Genomic DNA, 15,547 nt, shown 5'->3' on the forward strand with positions numbered 1-15,547 from the left:
GCTATGCTTCAAGATTTTCAAGGGCCTCATACAGTAGCGTATAATCTTCTGTATAAAGCTGCTGCAACCAGGAAAAAGAAGCGGTCAAGTGCGCTACCTTTGAAGGACCTAATAATATTCCGGAAATTCCTGGATGATAGGCAGCATAAAGCATCCCCAACTGGTTCATATTTAGTTCCAGGCCTCGGCTGGAAGATGGGATCACAATTGTTGCTAATAAATCATTCAGCTGGCTGGTCAGCTTTTCGTGTGTATCCGGATTGCCACCTCTCGCCAATAGAGAAGCTTTGGAGGAATACCCTTTCGGGTTTAATTTCACACCGCCAGCATTAATTCCGTATGCGATGAAAGATGATCGCTGGTGAAGTGGAGCGTACCGCTCATAATCGGTGTAGAGCAGATTGTGCTTGAATTCTACCGGCAAGTCCTCCAAAGAATGAGCAGCTAAAACCTCAGCATAAATTTCTGGATAGCGGATGCCTGACAGACCGATCTTCCAACGGTTTTCACCTAACTTCAGTAAGGTTGATATTGTGGTATCGATCTCCTTCTCCTCTTTCCTGTTATCCCAATGAATCATCATACAAGCCAAATTGGCTCCTAATAAGTTTTCATATTCTTCCGCACAAATCATTAAAAAACTAGGAGAAAGGTTTTGATCAGGGCTCATCATATTATTGAGACTCCCCACCTTCATGATCACTTCCAAATCGGTGACTTTGTGGGCAGTAATCCACTCCGCTAGCAACTTCTCAGCTCTTCTGAAGTCCGAAGGGTTCTTATTGATAGGATAATTCGTGGCTGTATCAATACGCCTCCCTCCCCTTTGGTAAAATTCATCCAAAAGAGCAAAACAGCCTTCTCTGTCAATGGTCCAGCCCCACATAGCTGTCCCTAAAATAAGGTCAGGTGGAGTGCGCGTAGCCCTATTCATTATTTTTTCGCCTTTCCGGAATATACAATGCCTATTCCTGGTGTAAATCCTAAATACTGGTGGTAGGCTGCCGCGAAATCAAGGCGCCATTGATCCAACAACAAATAACCAATCCCAAAACTGAGCATACTCGGTTCTGTAGCCACGCCTGCTCGGAGAAAAAACTCATCAAGCAATTGGTATTCCAAACCTACTCGTACCCTTACTGGGTAAAGAATATCTTTCTCTACCTCTCCGTATATACTCACTTGCGTGCCAGGGTCATATTGAAACCCAACACTTAGCACAGAAGGTAAATCATCTTCTTCTAAAAGTGCTACACGCACCGGATTAGCAACTCTTCCCGCGAGTGTCACCGAAGGACTAAGTATTGCCTGTAGGCCCAATTCGAAACTAACAACCTGCTTGTTTCCATATTCCGGAATGTTAACCCCCAGCGTGTAAACTTGTGCCCCTAAATTGACCTTATCACTCAATTTTCGACCATATAGTAGTCCTATTCGTTGTTCGTTGTATCCTTCAAAACCATAATAGCTAACGGTCAACCCGCCTGTACCTGATCCTAAGGAAAATGCGCCAACAGCACTTACTTGCCGAATGTCACTGAGTGCAAAACGCTGTTCACCGTAAAGCGCAAACGTTGTTTGAGAAACGCCAGCCAAACCAGCAGGGTTTCCCCAGGCAGCATGCACATCCTGAAAAGTGAGGCCTACTCCTCCTACGCCTAATCCACGAGCTCCGCTTACTTGGGGGCTTCCAAGCTGAGCCAACAAGCCACTACAAGCGAATAGACTGATAACGAAAAGAGGAAAGAATGACTTAAACATAATCCTGTGCATTATTGGGATACTTCATTTTTTTCACAAACGACAGCATAAAAATCAGCGGCTCTGGTATTTCTACGCTCCATGGTTTTCCAATCAACGGTGATCAATCCAAAACGATAAGTGTTTCCCAAGTTCCATTCGAAATTATCGAACGTACTCCAGAAAATATAGCCTTGCAGCGGAATACCCTCCTGGATCACCTGATGACATTCGCGCAAATAATCCTTTAACGCAGCTATCCGCAATTCAGGATCATCGGTGCAAATACCGTTCTCTGTTACAATTATAGGCTTTTGATAACGCTCATAAATCCGGCGGATAATTCGGCTCAATCCTTCCGGTCGGTAACCCCACATTTGATCATGAGGAATGCCCATTCTATCAAGTTGCCCCGGATTGTCGATTTCCGTAATTGGCAATGGGCTAAAAGGAATATAAGCGTAGTAGCTAAGTCCCCAAAAATCCACTTTCTCAAAGTAACTTGCTGCACGGATATGAAACCACCAATCCATGAATTTCGCTGGTAATTTACCGAGCCAATTCAATCCTTCAAACCAAGCTGTATTCAGCGAAATACCCACGGGAGCATCCGGAAACCGATCATTAAGCAACTCTACGGCTATATCATGCGCACGTCCCATGTGGCGAAGTACCCGATTGGCCTTTGAGTAGCTTTTCTTGAAAGGTGGAAAATTGCCCAACAGGTAAGCATTCAATGCATACACATTGGGTTCATTGAAGGTGTTCCAATAAACCACCAGATCACCAAAGGCATCCATACAACGTCGAGCAAAATCTACATAAGCAGGAATTGCTTTTTCTTCTGTCCATCCTCCATCATTCTCCAACCATACTGGGTGGGTAAAATGATGGAGGACAAACATTATTTTCATTCCTTTTGCTTTAAGCAGCAAAAAGAATTCTCTGTATTCCTCTACGACCTCTGGCTCCAGTGGTGCCTTAGCTGCTTTTTGCAAGCGAGCCCAATCAACTCCACACCGATAGATGGTACCAAAACGAGCGATGTGCGCTGCATCTTCTTCCCGGCGAAGCTCGTGATCCGTCGTTCGTTCAAATACAGCACCGTCTTTAGCTACAACACCCCGCCAGTTGTGGTCAGACGCTGTTTCTATCTGGGCCGCCGCCGTTGACGTCCCCCATTCAAAGCCTGGTGGAAAAACGAGGCTACTGGCCATGGAGAAGAAGGTTTTAGTCGTTAATTAATCTACCCAATCAGCAATAAACACATTGGTATCGCGACCGCCACCGTTGTTACGATTGCTAGAGAAAACCAACTTTTTCCCATCATAGCTGAACATAGGGAAAGCATCAAAGGTCTCATCAAAGGTGATCTGCTGGAGGTTTTCACCATTTAGATCAATACTGAAAATATTAAACTGACGACCGCTTTCCACATGGTGGTTAGACGAAAACAGAATCTTTTCTCCGCTTGGATGAAAATAAGGTGCCCAGTTGGCTTTACCTAGCTTAGTGATCTGCTGAAGGTCTGTGCCATCAACATTACAAACATAAATTTCCATGTTGGTAGGCTGTACCAATCCCTTGGCAAGTAGATCCTTGTATGTTTTTTGTGCTTCTGGTGTCTGAGGCCGAGAAGCCCGAAATACCAATTTCGTGCCATCAGGCGAAAAGAAAGCACCACCATCATAACCAAGTCCGCTAGTTACTTGATTCATATTAGTACCATCGGTATTCATCGTCCAAAGTTCCAAATCACCTGAACGGGTGGAGGTAAACACGATCATCGATCCGTCGGGGGACAAGGTAGCTTCCGCATCATAACCTTCATTCGTGGTAAGTTGCTTGGTGATATTGCCTTCCAGGTCAGCTACGAAAATATCAAAGTCTTCGAAAATTGGCCAGGTATATAATCCGTTAGTTGGCCGCTCCATTTGTGGGCATTCTTCGCCACCCAAGTGGGTACTGGCATAAAGGATACTTTTATCACCCGGCATAAAATAAGCACAAGTGGTACGTCCTTTGCCTGTACTAAGTAATGGAGGCGTATCCCCTTCAAAGCCTCCGATGGGCATGTAATAAATCTGATCGCATTCAGCGCCCCAAGCAGGGTTCTCTGCTTGAAAAACAAGGTGGGTATTGTCAAAACTAAAGTAGGCCTCTGCATTGTTGCCACCAAAGGTTAGTTGTTGCACATTATTTAAATGCACCTCTTTTTCGAAAGCCAGGCTTGGCGTTTCATTTGTTTCTTCTACTGCATCTTCGGCAGTGTCGGTTGCAGTAGTGTCGGCAGGATTATTACAAGAAATAATACATGCGAGAAAAGAGAGGAAAAAGAAAATTCTCATTGGTAATTATTGAATTAAAGCACCGAATAGGGTTTATTCGGCCTTAAAAATAAAAGACTTCCAAAGCTACGGGGAACTTTGGAAGTCTTAGGTATAGTCAAAGAATTAATTTCTCGATTAAATCTTCTGTAGAGGTAGGGAAGAAGTTTCACCCTGCTCATTCTGTAGGCGTACCCAGTAGGCACCAGCTGGTAATTCAGATAAATCCACATTCATATTGTGCTGACCAGAAAGCAACTGACCTGCAAAAACCTGCTGTACTTTCGCACCTTGAGCGTTGTACAAACCGATGTTCAATGTGCTTGTATTTGCCAAATCTAATTTCAAGGTACTAATACCTGATGTTGGGTTAGGAGAAACCAAGAGNCTGGTAAGCGCCGCAACTTCTTCTACACGGGTAGAATTCATTGGCTCGTATGGTGCGGCATCTACTACGCCACATGCATCGATAGCACTACGCCATTCTGGGGCACCAGCACTGTATGGCCAAATATCCCAAGTAATGCTACCATCAGGACAAACAAATGACAAGGTAGGAAACCCAGTGAAGTTAAAGTTACTAGCATAGAGGTCGATAACATCATCTGCAGCACCTTCCACTCCCCCAGCTGGAAAAGTAAGACCGAATTGCTCTTCAAAGCCTTCAATTGCTTCGTTAGAATCACGATCACTCATTGACCAAAGAATAACGTTTTTGCCAGCGTCCGTATAATCAGCAGCAATACTAGCCAATTCAGGAGCTGAACCTTGACAAGGAGGACAGTTGACAAAGAAGAAATCCATAACCACAATATATCCTTGATCAAGGGCATGTTGCAAATTGTGGGTATCGCCCTTCGTGTCGGTAAATGTAAAATCAAGTGCTTGCTGTGCCTGTAGGCCAAAGCTGGTTAATAAAATCAAGCTTAGGTAGGTAAAAACTTTTTTCATTCTGTTTGTTTTAAATAGTGTTATTAATCAATGCTCTAATGTAATTATAATGTTAGGATTGCCCCTTATCTTTGTGACAAATGCCATTTGAATTGCAAAAAGAAAAAATTCAGGAAGTCCAATTTCTAAACCTCGGCTTGGTTGATTACCAAGAAGCCTGGGACTTTCAAACCCTGCGCCACAAAGAGCTCGTTGCCAGAAAACTACGCAACCGTGAGCTTACGAAGGCGGGTGCAGCAACAGAAAAACAAGAACACTTTCTTATTTTCTGTGAGCATCCTCCTGTCTATACTTTGGGTAAAACCGGCTCTTTGGATCATTTACTGCTGGATGAAGAAGGACTAACTGAAAAAGGGTTCACCTTTTATAAGATCAACCGAGGAGGAGATATCACCTATCACGGCCCTGGCCAAATTGTTGGCTACCCTATTTTTGATCTGGATTGCTTTTTTACGGACGTCCACAAATATGTGCGCTACCTGGAAGAAGCGGTGATGCTTACGCTGAAAGAATATGGCATTGAGAGCTATCGAGAAAAGGGCTACACGGGTGTTTGGCTACCTGCAACAGCTAATGCTCCGAAGCGAAAAATCTGCGCCATTGGTGTCCACTTGAGCAGATGGGTAACACTCCATGGTTTTGCCTTCAATGTAAACACCATGCTTGGTCACTTTGAAAACATTATACCTTGTGGTATACAAGATGATGACAAAGGCGTCACGAGCATGGCCAAAGAGCTTGGTAAAACAATGAATATGCAAGAAGTGCAGGATAAATTAAAGCAACATTTCGCAGATTTATTCAACTACACTTACAAAGCTTCTGCAAACAACTAACAATTTCTTATGTTAAAAGATATACCTCAACAGAAGGTGGAAGACTTGGCGATTGCCATTGTACCACCAGCTGAAAGTTCTGAAGATGACCTTTGGGATGTAATGATTATCAACTTACACGAGGCTCGGATTAAGAGCGTAATGGTTACTGCCAAAGGTTATGGAGAAATTACCGGCGAAAAGAAAGAAACGGCCACCTTCCGGTATTTTATTGAAGAGGTCGGGCCACTGGCGATTGAAAAAATAGAACCTATTCAACCTGCTGTTTTCGAACTGACAAACGAGTACTGGGTAAGCTTCAGCCTCAACGGTCATTTATTCGATAAAAAATACATCTTTGTAAAAGGAAGCATTTCTCCGGAAAACTTCACCCCCATACCCTTTTTGAATAGAAAAGGTATTCTGATCAGATAATTCACCCCAAGTATTGCGCGAAATAAATTGAGCCCACTTTAAAAAAAACGTCGCCCAAATTTATTGCTGCGCTGTTCTCAACAACAACCAAGACACTCCATGAGTGAAGAACTAAAAGGAAAACGCGTAACGGTTTCTAGCACCACAATGACGGAAATGATCATGCCCAATGACACCAACCCGATGGGCAACCTCATGGGAGGCAACCTACTCCGCTGGATGGATATCGTTTGTGGCATCTGTGCCGGAAAGCACTGCGAGCGCCACGTCGTCACAGCCTCTGTGGATCATGTAAGCTTCAAAAAAGCCATCAAAGTTGGTGATGTAATCACCCTGGAAGCGTCCGTTACCCGAGCGTTCCGCACTTCTGTAGAGGTTTTTGTGGAAGTATACGCCACCGATATCAAAGGACACAACCCAAGAAGATGTAATTCTGCCTATTACACTTTCGTAGGTCTGGATCAGGAAAATGGAAAGCCGGTAGAAATCCCCCCCGTTATCCCCGTCACCGAAATCGAACAACAACGCTTCGACGCTGCCCCTCGCCGTCGTGAAATGCGACTTATCCTGGGCGGGCGGCTAAAGCCCGAAAATGCACCAGGGATAAGGGCGCTTTTTGAGGCTATTATTTAAGTGGACTTTGCTAAGACACAAAAAAAGCCTGACTCAATACTGAGTCAGGCTTTGCTTTAAGTACCCGGAGCGGGGGTTATTCAAGCACATGCAAACCACTGTTAATCAATCACTTGAAACAAACAAAACTAATAGTTTTGAAATATTTTAGCAAAAAATAGCTTTTATCCCTCTTCCTTCTCCCCTACCCCTGAACTAGGGCTATATTTCTTCTTCAGCTTGATCCAGATAAGCAAGGCTCTCAATAATTTTGGTGTACTGGTTGTCGGTAACTCTTTGGCAGGCTGACGCGACCGACGAACCTGATCGTCAGAGATATTTTTCATAGGGATGTGTGGTTTTCATCTTAAATGGAGGGCTAAAATAAGACAATAATCAAACAATAAATAAATAAACATATTTATTTAACACAAAAAGTATATTAAAATACTTCCTCCTATCTGTTTTCTTGTTCGGTCTCTTAGATCGGATCAAACCTTCTTCATCCTTATTTTGCAAACCTAGGCTTGTAAAGCTAAGGTATAGGCGATCAATAATAGCGAGAACTAGTCCAAGTTGGGCACGTCGTTTTGCGTATTCACGTATGGGCAGTTGGGCGATTGCCTGTAGTCCCATAATAGGTACAACGGTGACGGAAGAACGCCTCCGGCAGAAAGGATATATTCCATTTTTGGAGTACTTCCTCCAACGGAAATATTGCGAGAAATCCAAACCGAAATCTTCGTAAAAAAAACGCAGTTGTTCTATGAACCGCTTAGTACGTGATCCGTACGCTAAGTGGTGTGAGAGGGATAAGGAGTGGCCTAGAAGCTGCTCCTTACCCTACTCGATTGTGTGCATTCTATTCTAACTCAGATGGAAGTCTTCTTGAATGATTTTTACAAACATTATTGAATTTATCCTTTATATCATTTCTTTTCTTGAAAACTTCTTTCAAATTACTGGACAACCAGTAAGGATTAATACCTTTTTCATATATTTTACATATCAACAGTACAGTATCTTCGTTTATATCTCCATACTCCAAAAATAATGAAATTAAATCTGCCTTAGCATTTATTTCTTTATAGTCTAACTTCAATATGCCTTCATCCTTGAAATAGTATTCATTTATTTTTTCTAACATATGCTGATTAGCAATTTGTTTTTTTATTTCAGAATCACTGGAAAGGTTATTATACGTACTTTGATTAAAGTAATTAAAAAAAGATTCAGCGGATTCTTTCATCTGGCTGTTAGGTATAATCTTATTTCTATAAAAAGCTGAATAAATACCCTGCACAAGATTTTTATTCTGGAAAGCTCTTTTTTTCCATATCTCTCTTACTTCATTATCAGAATATTTGAAATCTGAAAAAGTCTGGGGGGACTCCCATATAATATACAAGTCAAGATTTCGTCCTACACTTTTTATAAACTTCAAAAATTCTTCTTTTATTCTTCTATTTTTAATTTCTAATATCACATCAGCATATAATGGAGCAATTTCATCATTATTATACCAATAGGTGCCAACGATTTCTTTATGAAGTTCCTTAAAAAAAGATGTTAAATTTTCTATTTCTACAGCATACTCAATTTCATTTATGAGAGGCAGATAACTTGAACCAGGAGGAGTCTTTGTTTCATCAAAATGAATGATGAATTTTTTTATTAGATTAGCTTCACCTCCTTCTATTGTTATTTTAGAAATATTTGATTTAATAAAAGCCCAGAAACTTTCAATATGATAATTATTAATTTCGTTCTCTTTGAAATGAGCACAATCATTTCTTCTGTCTTTCCAATACTTAACCTGCTGCCTTATAGTATCTGATATATTAAATATTGGGTTTCCAGAATTCACTATTTCAGTAAAAACTTCTTTTTCCCATAAATCCTCTTTATTTACATTTCTTAAAATTTTATCCCATCTACTTTGTTGAATACCATTTGGAATTTTAGATGAAATGATTCTCTCCTTAATCATAGTTAAAAACCCCAAATATGAAAACAATAAAGAAGCTCTGTAAGCTTTAACTCGATAACAAGTAATCGATTCTTCAAATAGGTTTTGTACATCAGTAGAAAACTGTTCAATTTTATCTTTGATTTCTATTTCCAATTGTTGTATTTTTTTAGTCAAAACACAAATAGTCGTACTATACTACTACCGTATTTCTAAGTTGAATATATCATTATATATTAATAATCAAGAAATGTAAACATACTTTCTGACTTTATTTCAGGTAGTTTACTATCCTTTGCACACAACGCTCTGTGCAGACGCAGTAGACGCGTTTAGCGGCTATTGACGTTCTGCACTTTGTTCTGTCCAGTTATCTCTTAATCTATTATCAAATGTTTAATCATAGCTTGAGTCTTTTTTATGGGTTGGCTTTGCAGCTCTTTGGCGCCCGCAGGAACGAGGACGTCAATGTGCTGCAATTGGGCTTGAGCTTAGTTTATGTTTGAATATTAATTAAGTTATTTATAAGTGTAGCAAAATTTGAGTAGTACAAAGGTTCAAAGTCTTTATATCTTTTCTGAATAATACTTTTTGGTTTTTGATATTCACTCAATTGATTGAAATTCACTTTTTGATTAATACGTTCTAAGATAAGAGGTTTGTAACAATTTATTGGAAAGTATTGCTCCATTAAAAAATCATTTCCTTCAGTATGCTCTTTACCATCTGGCAAAGGATGGTACATAGGGATTATATTATTGTTTCCTGTCTCATTTACTATTTCCTGAATCTTTATAAAATTTCTTTTTCCTTGTCCATCAAAGTCGAATAGACAAACACATTTCTGACTTGGTTTTAATAAATTTTTTAAAGATTGTTCTAGAACTACAGGAACATTATCTGCTCCTCCACAATTAATTATATGAAAATTGAAGTTATCATATATCGGCGCTAACTTCTTGATTGCTTCGTTTATATAGTTATAGTCATTTGTGCCTTCTACTAAAAGTACATCTTTGTTAAGAGAGAACATCAACGTAGCATCTGTAAGAGAAAATTCGTTGTTGGTAATGTGTTCAATATTCTTAATTGTATTTGTGTCAATGACTTCAACATTGCCAGATTCATCTTTTACAATAAAAACATTTTCTTCTTTTAATTCCTTTATTAGTTTAGGAGAATGAGTAGTAAGTATCGTATAATGATTATTGCTTTCAATAACGTCTTTTATTTCTGCTTTTCTACTGATATGTAAGGATACATCCGGTTCATCAAACAACACAATACTATTATCTATAGCTAAGAGTTTCGAAATACAAGTAATTAATATTAGCTTCTTTTCTCCTTCACTCAATTTTCGAACATCCTTATCATTAAACTCAATTTTAATATCCGAAATGAGTTTCTTAGTTTTTGGCATTGTTGCTAAAAAAAGGTACTCAAAGAATTGTCTACACCATTTATCATTTTCGTTTTGGTGCTCTATATTCCCTAAATCAATTCCTGTTATTTCAGTTAGCGATAAATACTGATCTTCTTCATCTTTAAGAGTTCTTTCTGTTTCTGGCAGTACTTGCTCTGAAGAATCCAATGCTGAGGTCTTTGCTGTCGTACCTGGATTTCTTTCTTGTTCTGTTTTTAGGCGGTCTGTTAGTTGAGGAATGGTAAAAGCTGTTGTGTTACCCAATGAGAATTTATCCTTTCTGTCTTCATAGTTATCAGAAAACACAAACTTGATTTTTATATCAGCTTGTAAATCATTAATTCCCAATAACTCCTTCACAAAGTATTGACTATCCGCACGGCAAAGCAGTGTTAGTAGAGCACTTGACCAGTTATACTTATTGATATATAAAAAGCGAAGCTTTTGAGCTTGATAATTGAGCTTTATTCTATTGAAATACTTTAGATATGGCTTTTGAAATACATCTTCCCAAAGGCGAGTTTCCTCACCGCTATAACAGGCTATTATTTGAGGTGGCAGAAAATCTTTAATATTGTTTTTTCGTTCTCTATTGTTTACATAGACTTTGTTATTTTCAAGTTTTACTTCTTTGTCATCCAACTCATAAACCATTTTATAAGTAAAATCGGTAATCGGTTCTTTTTTATAGTAATGTGTATGAATAATTCTACTTAGAGCTTCCAATACATTACTTTTCCCTGAACCATTTAGACCGATAAGGGCAACATAATTGGTGCAGTTCTCAAAATTGAAAACTGTTTTGTCTTTTAGGTTTTTGTACCCATTGATATGTAACTCCTTTAACTTCATTCTACCGTTTGGAATACTGTGTTTTCAAATTCTAGTAGTGACTGTTCTTTAATATTTTCAGCTTCACTTTTATTCTTCTTAATCTCCTCTTTTATTTTAAAAAAGAAATCTACTATCCTTGCCTGTATAGGAAGAGGTGGTAAAACAACTGGATAATTCTTAACCATATCTGCATTTAAATTAGGTTGATTATTACCACTTGCTAACTCGCGGATTCTGTCATATTCATTCATTAAATAGACCCACAAATAATCGGTTAGTATTAAGTCATTTTTAATGTTATATAAAACAGCACAAGCTTGATTGGTTGTAGCATCAATTCCAAGTTTAGCTGTTCTTCCTCTTGTTTTTCCTTGACCATACATTGCCATTAATAAACTACCTTTTGGGTAAATTTTAGCACTTGAATTAGATACAGCTTCTTTTGTTATTTTCTCTTCAGTATCATAAATAATATCGTCTAATACTTCACCTGTTTTTATCCAAGGAATATCACCCTTATAATATCTCGAAATACTTCTTCTTGGTGTACCACCGCTACCAACATTACATAACAATTGTACTGAGGTAACCTCATATAAGGTGTCGTACTTATTTATGGTCTTAAATATTTGATCAAGACCCCATTGTTCGATTTCCTTAAAGTCTATGAAAGTTAATTTGCCTGACTCAACATTGTCACTCTCAATTGTTGTAATACCTAATTTTTGGTCTAATTTATTATCAAGACTTTGAGCTTCAGTAATTAACTTATTTGCTTGATTTATTTTTGCATTAAATAAGCTCACCATTCTTTCTTGTTCTTCAATTGAAGGAAGCGGAATTTGAAGACTCATTAATGTCTTTAATGGGAAATGCCTTCCATCTGCTCCTATAGCGTACTTATCCCACTCAGAAGTTAACTTTTTCAATTTTAGCAATAATTCAAGATACCTTGGATCCAGTAAATTTTTATCTATTTCTAAATAACGAAAATTACTGGATGAGTAAGTGTCACTAAATTCAGGAAAGACAATTCCCCATTGACCATTAACTGTTCTTACTTTGCAATAAAAAAGTGTAAACTCTTTTGACTTTTGATACTTTTTCATCCTTAGTTCAGAACCTTGCGATATTCGGTTAATATAGACTCCTTGTCCTTGTGATCGCACGCCAAGTATCGGATAAGAACTACCATTTTCTATTTCCACCCATTCTATATTCGCTTTCGATAAAACTTTTTCAAACTTTACTTTTGGGTAATTGAAGTATGGACCGTCAGTAATTATTCGTTTTACGTCCCAAACCTGAAGTTCGTCAAATGGGATTATTTGAAGAAATTTGAATGCCGCTGTTGTATTAGTCATTATAAAATATTTCTTTTACTTTATTGCCTTCTTCATCAATCCTGACACGAACAATATTATTATTATTGATTTCATAATCAGCTGTATGGGCATTGTCTGCTATCCATAGATTTAGGCTCTTTCTGTATGGTGTAAACTCTTCGGTAAGCTCTGGTAATTGATTGTGTATTCTTGCTCCTTTAGAATCTATTCCTGCTTTTTCAATTTCCGCCAAAGGAATTTGATAGTTGAAGCGTTCCTTTACCATTGCTTTGATTTCTGCATCTATCTGAGATTTTAGAGCTTTAAGATCTGCTCTTAATTTTTTCTTTTCTTCTGCTGAAGGTGCTATTTTACCTCTTAGTTTAAGTTTGGCTTTTATTGGGTCAATTTGCTCTGCATACTTCGTATTTATTTCTGATTGAACATCTTTATTAATCTCTTCCCATTCTTGCTCTTCTTTCTCTGTAAAACGCTTCATAAAAACCAAACTTGGTTTTACTGTAGCTCCTGAAGCTATAAAAACATCTTGAGGTATCGAGGTAATCAATACTAATTTTGCCCTTCCTTCAAAATAATCTCTTGCCTTTTGCAAATTTGAGGTGTTAAGAACACCTTCAGGCAATACAACAGCCATTCTACCGCCTTTTCGCAATAAGCGAATGCACCGTTCCATAAACATTATTTCAGTAAGTGTACTGATCTTGCCGACATCAAATTTGTCAACTATCTTTTTCTTATCCTTTATGTCCTTTTCGCGCTGGTTGGCTATTTTTATATAATCATCATAATCTTTTAACCAATCTGCAAAGTGTGGCTTGTTCTTCAAACTATCCTCCGCAGTAATTTTAAGCTCTTTATCTACTCTTGCTCCAAAAGGTGGATTTGTAAGAATTACATCAAATCGTTCTTCAAAAATTCCGTTTACGTTTAATAGTCCGTCATTATGGTGAACACCACCGTGACCATCACCGTGCATAATCATATTCATTTTAGATACTCTTGCCATTCGAGGATTAGCATCTGTTCCAAATATGCATTTGTGGGATAGGTGATATAATCTACTTTGGTTGTTGTCTAAGTTCAACTCTTCGTTGAGCTGTTTAAACAGCTTATCAACAATGGCATCTGTTTTTTCCTTTTGATTGTCAGAAGCCTTGATATACTTTTCATCAAAGTACTTTTCTTTGATTTTCTCCTTTTGTTTTTCAATATCTTGAATGATACCCTCACGTACATACTCAAAAGCATTGATTAGAAAACCACCACTACCGCTACAAGGGTCACATATTCTTTCGCCTTCCTGAGGGTCGAGTATATCCGTCATGAACTCAACAATAGTTCGTGGTGTGAAAAACTGACCTAATTCACCTCTAAAGGTTGTGCCTAAGAATTTCTCAAATGCTATACCTTTTACATCATCAGAAGTTTTTGAAAGATTATAAACTTGAAGTTTTTGAACTATCGATAGGAAACTTTCTCTTCTTATTCTAATACGATCATTTTCTGAAAAAAGAGCATCCTTTGCAAATTCAGCTTTAGTTAATTCAAACCAATAATCGAGATAAGGAATATCATCCTTTGGACCATTACGCTTAATATTTACGGGTTTAATGTTTTTCTCGTAATGCTTTTCTTGTTTAATGAATTGTTCTTTCGTGAATACGTTCTCTTCATCAGGGTTTCTTTCGTACCTGATTTTCATAAAGAGAATTTTGCTTATTTCATCAAAAGCTGCTTCGGGTGAGAGCTTGTCATTATTTCTAATTACATTATGACATTGGTGTAGTAGTTTAGCAAACTCATCCTTCTCAAATACCTTCTCATCTTGAAAGAGTTTTTCTTTTTTTTTATCATCAAGTAATTCTTCGGCAGAAGGTATTCTTGATAATTCTTTGCCTAAATTTTTAGGAATCTTCTCTTTAAATACTTGAAAGCATCTTGTCTCCTTAGAGTTGTGAGTAACAAAGAAATCAGCGCTTACCCAAGTAGCGTAATTCAAACCTTGATAATAATCGGCAGGTTGTATAGTAACATTGTCTGATTTACATTCTATAACAATAGCTGCTAAGTTATTCTCGTTTTTATCCTCTTGGGTTTCCCAAACAACAATATCTGCACTTGCCCTTCCTGTTCCTCTTTGTGAGTTGGTTACTTTTAGCTCTTGAGCCATTTGGGTAAGTGAATAGCCTAATTCATTTACTAGGTGTGCGATGAAATTCTGACGAACCACTTCTTCGGGAGTAGCTTCAAGCCAAGAATCCTCACCATTCAAAGGAGCAAGAATTTTAGAGTTATTATCTTTATATTTTACTTCAATCATTCTTTTTTGATTTGGTATATTTTGCTTGTTTTTCAGCTACCTTTAAAGCTGCTATTCCTTGGTCTTCCTCTTTAATGATTTCATAAATTTTATTTGCCAGCCAAAGTGTTTCAAGTTCAGATATATCTGTTTGGAAAAGGTTGCTTATTATTTTTAAATCAACTCTTTTTGGCATTTTTTGGTTGTTTTCAATTTTGCTCAAATAGCCTTCACCTATGAATAGTTTGGCAGCGAGCTCTCTTTGGAGCATTCCTTTATTTTCTCTTAACTCTTTTATTTTATTACCTATAGTCACTTTACCTATATTGAACTTGTCTTATTTTGGTCAAATGTATAAATCAGTAATCAATTCTCCAAATTTGTTACGATAATCTTTGGGTGGTGGGTGGGATTTGTGCGGGCTGGCAAAAAAAAGCAGCGGGTGAGGAACGAACCGGCTGCTTTTGCGGGTTGGATTTTCTCTGTTTTGTGGTTTTTTCTTAATTGGACAGAACGTTTTTCGGGACATGCGAAGTTCGGAAATTTTCGGCTGCGCCGAAAAAATTTTTGAATTTCCGCATGTCCCGTGTTGTACGAGGTTCGCAGCGCAGCGGAGTATCTTGGGCAACTTACTTATATGCGAACAAAACACCCCCTTATGACGCACTTTTGCAAAAAAAACATCTCACTGTTCTTCATGTAATTTCTTGGCCTGGACAGGCATAATAAAGCCCTGTATACGTATCAGCTTGCATTCTGTTTCAAATTCCTATGAATAGAACAGCATCTCCCCCCC

14 protein-coding genes are annotated in these 15,547 nt (G+C 38.2%); 3 read left to right on the plus strand and 11 right to left on the minus strand.

Features of this window, described 5'->3' with window-relative positions:
• Position 1: 1 nt before the first annotated feature.
• The 5 genes from A3EU_RS0108960 to A3EU_RS0108980 all read right to left on the minus strand — a co-directional run bounded on the left by A3EU_RS0108960 (position 2) and on the right by A3EU_RS0108980 (position 5,018).
• Positions 2 to 934: an aldo/keto reductase gene (locus A3EU_RS0108960; protein WP_020535811.1), complete on the minus strand. Its 933-nt coding sequence runs from the start codon at positions 932 to 934 to the stop codon at positions 2 to 4.
• Positions 934 to 1,761, minus strand: coding sequence for a hypothetical protein (locus A3EU_RS29890; RefSeq protein WP_044085633.1), 828 nt, complete (start codon positions 1,759 to 1,761; stop codon positions 934 to 936). Before A3EU_RS29890 ends, A3EU_RS0108960 begins: the two co-directional genes overlap by 1 nt.
• An 11-nt stretch (positions 1,762 to 1,772) precedes the next feature.
• Positions 1,773 to 2,957 carry a family 1 glycosylhydrolase gene (locus A3EU_RS0108970; protein ID WP_020535813.1) on the minus strand — a complete coding sequence of 395 codons (1,185 nt, stop codon included), beginning with the start codon at positions 2,955 to 2,957 and terminating at the stop codon, positions 1,773 to 1,775.
• A gap of 24 nt (positions 2,958 to 2,981) precedes the next feature.
• The gene (locus A3EU_RS0108975) at positions 2,982 to 4,088 is read right to left on the minus strand and encodes a TolB family protein (protein WP_020535814.1); all 1,107 of its coding nucleotides are present in this window, start codon (positions 4,086 to 4,088) and stop codon (positions 2,982 to 2,984) included.
• A gap of 117 nt (positions 4,089 to 4,205) precedes the next feature.
• Positions 4,206 to 5,018 carry a T9SS type A sorting domain-containing protein gene (locus A3EU_RS0108980; protein WP_020535815.1) on the minus strand — a complete coding sequence of 271 codons (813 nt, stop codon included), beginning with the start codon at positions 5,016 to 5,018 and terminating at the stop codon, positions 4,206 to 4,208.
• An 80-nt stretch (positions 5,019 to 5,098) separates the two neighbouring features.
• Here A3EU_RS0108980 and lipB point away from each other — a divergent pair, with 80 nt between their 5' ends.
• The 3 genes from lipB to A3EU_RS0108995 all read left to right on the plus strand — a co-directional run bounded on the left by lipB (position 5,099) and on the right by A3EU_RS0108995 (position 6,901).
• The gene (gene lipB, locus A3EU_RS0108985; protein ID WP_020535816.1) at positions 5,099 to 5,854 is read left to right on the plus strand and encodes a lipoyl(octanoyl) transferase LipB; all 756 of its coding nucleotides are present in this window, start codon (positions 5,099 to 5,101) and stop codon (positions 5,852 to 5,854) included.
• A 9-nt stretch (positions 5,855 to 5,863) separates the two neighbouring features.
• The gene (locus tag A3EU_RS0108990) at positions 5,864 to 6,268 is read left to right on the plus strand and encodes a hypothetical protein (protein ID WP_020535817.1); all 405 of its coding nucleotides are present in this window, start codon (positions 5,864 to 5,866) and stop codon (positions 6,266 to 6,268) included.
• A 99-nt stretch (positions 6,269 to 6,367) separates the two neighbouring features.
• On the plus strand, positions 6,368 to 6,901 hold the full coding sequence (locus A3EU_RS0108995) for an acyl-CoA thioesterase (protein WP_020535818.1): 534 nt from the start codon (positions 6,368 to 6,370) through the stop codon (positions 6,899 to 6,901).
• 164 nt (positions 6,902 to 7,065) lie between these two features.
• Here A3EU_RS0108995 and A3EU_RS34205 read toward each other — a convergent pair whose 3' ends face one another.
• From A3EU_RS34205 to A3EU_RS0109025, 6 genes are all read right to left on the minus strand, one after another.
• Positions 7,066 to 7,227: a hypothetical protein gene (locus tag A3EU_RS34205; protein WP_020535819.1), complete on the minus strand. Its 162-nt coding sequence runs from the start codon at positions 7,225 to 7,227 to the stop codon at positions 7,066 to 7,068.
• A 515-nt stretch (positions 7,228 to 7,742) separates the two neighbouring features.
• A complete protein-coding gene (locus tag A3EU_RS0109005; protein WP_020535820.1) occupies positions 7,743 to 9,005 on the minus strand; it encodes a hypothetical protein in 1,263 nt (420 codons plus the stop codon).
• Between the two features lie 340 nt (positions 9,006 to 9,345).
• The gene (locus tag A3EU_RS0109010) at positions 9,346 to 11,124 is read right to left on the minus strand and encodes an AAA family ATPase (protein WP_020535821.1); all 1,779 of its coding nucleotides are present in this window, start codon (positions 11,122 to 11,124) and stop codon (positions 9,346 to 9,348) included.
• The gene (locus A3EU_RS0109015; RefSeq protein ID WP_020535822.1) at positions 11,121 to 12,470 is read right to left on the minus strand and encodes a restriction endonuclease subunit S; all 1,350 of its coding nucleotides are present in this window, start codon (positions 12,468 to 12,470) and stop codon (positions 11,121 to 11,123) included. Before A3EU_RS0109015 ends, A3EU_RS0109010 begins: the two co-directional genes overlap by 4 nt.
• Positions 12,463 to 14,772 (minus strand): N-6 DNA methylase, encoded by a 2,310-nt coding sequence (locus tag A3EU_RS0109020; RefSeq protein WP_020535823.1) that lies wholly within the window; start codon positions 14,770 to 14,772, stop codon positions 12,463 to 12,465. Before A3EU_RS0109020 ends, A3EU_RS0109015 begins: the two co-directional genes overlap by 8 nt.
• Positions 14,765 to 15,067 carry a helix-turn-helix domain-containing protein gene (locus tag A3EU_RS0109025; protein WP_063824170.1) on the minus strand — a complete coding sequence of 101 codons (303 nt, stop codon included), beginning with the start codon at positions 15,065 to 15,067 and terminating at the stop codon, positions 14,765 to 14,767. The genes A3EU_RS0109020 and A3EU_RS0109025 overlap by 8 nt, the downstream gene beginning before the upstream one ends.
• Between the last annotated feature and the right edge of the window lie 480 nt (positions 15,068 to 15,547).

Origin of the sequence: Lewinella cohaerens DSM 23179, assembly GCF_000379805.1 — a bacterium.
In the GTDB taxonomy this organism is placed as follows: Bacteria; Bacteroidota; Bacteroidia; order Chitinophagales; family Saprospiraceae; genus Lewinella; species Lewinella cohaerens.